The sequence below is a fragment of the Streptomyces katrae genome (genome assembly GCF_000966975.1).
Classification (GTDB): Bacteria; Actinomycetota; Actinomycetes; order Streptomycetales; family Streptomycetaceae; genus Streptomyces; species Streptomyces katrae.
Window position 1 is genome coordinate 1 of sequence record NZ_JZWV01000771.1, and the last position, 4,622, is coordinate 4,622.

At 77.5% G+C, this 4,622-nt stretch carries 1 protein-coding gene; it reads left to right on the forward strand.

The window, feature by feature from the left end; genetic code table 11:
• A partial coding sequence (locus VR44_RS26255; protein ID WP_045950078.1) for a type I polyketide synthase occupies positions 1-4,622 on the forward strand: 4,622 nt, incomplete at both ends.

Consider the following 4,622-nt stretch of genomic DNA (forward strand, 5'->3'; position numbering starts at 1 on the left):
GGACGGCCGCTGCAAGGCGTTCGCGGCGGCCGCCGACGGCACCGGCTGGGCCGAGGGCGTCGGCCTGGTGGTGCTGGAGCGGCTGTCGGACGCGCGGCGCCACGGGCACCGGGTGCTGGCCGTCGTACGGGGCAGCGCGGTGAACCAGGACGGTGCGAGCAACGGCCTGACCGCCCCCAACGGGCCCTCGCAGCAGCGGGTCATCCGCCGGGCCCTGGCCGACGCGGGTCTGACCGCCGCCGAGGTCGACGCCGTCGAGGCGCACGGCACCGGGACGAGGCTGGGCGACCCGATCGAGGCGCAGGCGCTGCTCGCCACGTACGGGCAGGGCCGCGCGGGCGGCGAGCCGCTGCGGCTGGGCTCCCTCAAGTCGAACATCGGGCACGCGCAGGCGGCGGCCGGCGTGGCCGGGGTGATCAAGATGGTGGAGGCGCTGCGCCACGGGGTGCTGCCCAGGACCCTGCACGTGGACGAGCCGACCCCGCACGTGGACTGGTCGGCGGGCGGGGTGGAGCTGCTGACCGAGGCCGTGGAATGGCCCGCGACCGGTGCCGCGCGCCGGGCGGCGGTGTCCTCGTTCGGCATCAGCGGGACCAACGCGCACCTGATCCTGGAACAGGCCCCCGAGACCCCCGGGCTCGCCGAGACCCCCGGGACCCCGGAAGCGCCCACCGCCGTGGCCTGGCCGGTGTCGGCGCACGGCGGTGACGCGCTGCGGGCGCAGGCGGCCCGGCTGCGCGCCCATGTGGAGGCTTCGCCCGGGCTGGGGCTCGCCGAGGTCGGGGCCTCGCTGGTGTCCTCGCGCGCCGCGCTGGAGCACCGGGCGGTGGTGGTCGGCTCCGACCGGACGGAGCTGCTGGAGGGGCTGGACGCGCTGGCCCGTGGCGAGGCCGACGCACGGGTGGTGACCGGGCGGGCCTCGGCCGGGCGGCGGACGGTGTTCGTGTTCCCGGGGCAGGGTTCGCAGTGGCTGGGCATGGCCGCGCGGCTGATGGACGAGTCACCGGTGTTCGCGGCGCGGATCGCCGAGTGCGGGGAGGCGCTGGCCCCGCACACCGACTGGTCGTTGACGGAGGTGCTGCGGGACACCGAGGGGGCCTGGCTGGAGCGGGTGGACGTGGTCCAGCCCGTGCTGTTCGCGGTGATGGTCTCCCTCGCCGCCCTGTGGCGGGCGCACGGGGTGCACCCGGACGCGGTGGTCGGGCACTCCCAGGGCGAGATCGCCGCGGCCTGCGTGGCGGGAGCCCTCTCCCTGGAGGACGCGGCGCTGGTGGTGGCCCTGCGCAGCCGGGCGCTGGGCGCCCTGGCCGGGCGCGGCGGGATGGTCTTCCTGCCGCTGCCCGTGGACGGCGCCCGGGCGCTGGTCTCGGAGTGGGGCGGGCGGATCGGCGTGGCCGCCGTCAACGGGCCGCTGTCGACGGTGGTCTCGGGTGACTCGGCGGCCCTGGACGAGCTGATGGAGCGGGCGGATCGGGACGGGGTCCGGGCGCGCCGGGTCCCCGTCGACTACGCCTCGCACTCGTACCACGTGGAGGAGATCCGGGAGGAACTCGCCCGGCTGCTGGCCCCGGTGGCCCCGCGGGCGTCGGAGATCCCGTTCTGCTCCACCGTCACGGGGGAGCCGGTCGACACGACCCGTCTCACGGGCGGGTACTGGTACGAGAACCTGCGCGGCACCGTGCGCTTCGAGGAGGCCACCCGGCTGCTGCTGGGCACCGGGCACGATGTGTTCGTCGAGGTCAGCCCGCATCCGGTGATCACCACCGGGATCCAGGAGACCGTCGAGTCGGCGGGCGCGGACGGCGACGGGCCGGACGCCCTGGTGCTGGGGACGCTGCGCCGGGGCGAGGGCGGCACCGGCCGGTTCCTGCTCTCCCTCGCCGAGGCGCAGACCGGCGGGGTCGCGGTGGACTGGAGCCCGCTGTTCGGCGGGGCGGGCCGGGTGGAGCTGCCCACGTACGCCTTCCGGCGCGAGCGGTTCTGGCCCGAGCCGGCGCCCGCCGCGCACGGCGCCCGTTCAGCCGATCCGCGCGAGGCGGAGCTGTGGGACGCGGTGGACCGCGGGGACGGGACGGCCCTGGGCGAGGCGCTGGGCGTGGCCGACGCGGCCCGGGTGGAGGAGCTGCTGCCGCTGCTGGCGGAGTGGCGGGAGAAGGGCCGTGAGCGGTCCGCGGCGGACGGCCGCCGCTACGGGGTGGCCTGGCGTCCGGTGCGGGACGAGGCCCGGCCGGCGCTGCGCGGGACCTGGCTGCTGGCGGTGCCCGAAGGGGGCGCCGGGGACGCGGACTTCGCCCGGGTGCGGGAGGAACTGCTGGGCCGGGGCGCCGAGGTGACCCTGCTGCCCGTCGGCCCGGACGCGGGGCCGGAGGAGCTGGCCGGGGCCCTCGCGGGGGCCGGGCGGCCGGAGGGGGTGCTGTCCCTGCTGGGGCTGGCGTCCGGGAGCCATCCGGAGCACCCGGAGGTGCCGGCCGCGCTGGCGGGCACCCTGGCGCTGGTGCGGGCGCTCGGGCAGGCCGGGGTGGAGGCCCCGCTGTGGGTGGCGACCCGGTCGGCGGTGGCCACGGCCGCCGGTGATCCGGCGCCGGTGCCGGAGCAGGCTCAGCTGTGGGGGTTCGGGGCGGTGGCGGGGCTGGAGCACCCGGACCGCTGGGGCGGGTTGGTGGACCTGCCGGAGGAGCTCGACGGGCCGGCGCTGCGCCGGCTGAGCGGGGTACTGGCCGCCGGGGAGGGTGAGGACCAGGTCGCGGTACGGGCCTCGGGGGTCCTCGGCCGCCGCCTGGTCCGTACGGCGGGCGGCGACGGAGCCCCGTGGAGGCCGCGCGGCACGGTGCTGGTCACCGGCGGCACCGGCGCCCTGGGCGCCCGCTTCGCGCGCTGGCTCGCCGCGAACGGGGCCGGCCGGCTGGTGCTGACCAGCCGGCGCGGGCCGGACGCCCCCGGCGCGGCGGAACTCGTCGCCGAACTCGGGGAACTCGGTGTGCCGGCCACCATCCACGCCTGCGACGCCGCCGACCGGGCGGCCCTGGAGGCCGTCCTGGCGACGGTCCCGGCCGACGAGCCGCTGACCGCGGTCCTGCACACCGCGGGCGCCCTGGGCGACGCGGTGATCGAGTCGCTGACCCCGGCCGGACTGGCCGGCGTACTGCGGCCGAAGGTGACGGCCGCGCTGCACCTGCACGAGCTGACCAAGGGCATGGAGCTGGACGCGTTCGTGCTGTTCTCCTCGGTCATGGGCGTCGTCGGCAACGGCGGCCAGGCCGCCTACGCGGCCGCCAACGCCTCCCTCGACGCCCTCGCCGGGCTGCGCCGCGCCCAGGGCCTGCCCGCCACCTCGGTGGCCTGGGGCGTGTGGGACGGCGGCGGCATGGCCGGCGCGGCCGGGGAGCACACCCGGCGCGCCGGGTTCCCGGGCATGCCCGCCGAGCAGGCGGTGCGGGCCCTGGCCCCGGTGGTCGCCGGGGCGCAGGCCGCGCCGGTGGTCGCCGACATCGACTGGGAGGTGTTCACCCCGCGGCACGCGGCGGGCCGGCCGGCTCCGCTGCTCGCCGAGATCGCGGAGGCCCGTACGGCGCTCGCCGCCGCCCGGACCGCCGCGGCCGGCGACCGGCCGGAACTGGCGTCGGCCCTGGCCGGGCTGACGGCCGCCGAGCAGCACCGGACCGTCCTGGACCTGGTGCGCGCGCAGGCCGCCGTGGTCCTCGGGCACGCCTCGGCGGAGGCGGTGGCGCCCGGGCGGGCGTTCAAGGAGGCCGGTTTCGACTCCCTGACGGTCGTCCAGATGCGCAACCGTCTCGCCGCCGCGACCGGTCTGCGGCTGCCGACCACGCTGCTGTTCGACAACCCGACGCCGAACGCGCTCGCCGCGTTCCTGCGCACCCAGCTGGTGGACGACGCGCGGGAACGGCCCACGGGGGCGGCCCCCGAGGTCGCGGCGGCTTCGCGGCACGACGACGACCCGATCGCGATCGTCGGCATCGGCTGCCGCTTCCCGGGCGGGGTGAGCACCCCGGAGGAGTTCTGGGAGCTGCTGGCGAACGAGCGGGACGCGGTGTCGGGGCTGCCCGAGGACCGCGGCTGGGACCTGGAGGACCTGTACGACCCGGACCCGGAGGCGGCGGGCAAGAGCTACTCCCGCGAGGGCGGTTTCCTGTACGACGCCGCCGACTTCGACCCGGCCTTCTTCGGCATCTCCCCGCGCGAGGCGCAGGCCATGGACCCGCAGCAGCGGGTGCTGCTGCAGGTGTCGTACGAGGCGCTGGAGCGGGCGGGCATCGACCCGTCGACCCTGCAGGGCAGCCCGACGGGCGTGTTCGCGGGCATGTGCTACCAGGACTACGGCTCCCGGCTGCACGAGGCACCGGAGGGCTTCGAGGGCTACCTGGTGACGGGCAAGCACTCCAGTGTGGTGTCGGGCCGGATCAGCTACGTGCTGGGCCTGGAGGGTCCCTCGTACACGGTGGACACGGCCTGCTCCTCCTCGCTGGTGACCGTGCACATGGCGGCGCAGGCCCTGCGGGTCGGCGAGTGCCGGCTGGCGCTGGCGGGCGGGGTGACGGTCATGGCGGCGCCGGGCATGTTCATCGAGTTCAGCCGGCAGCGCGGGCTGGCTCCCGACAGCCGCT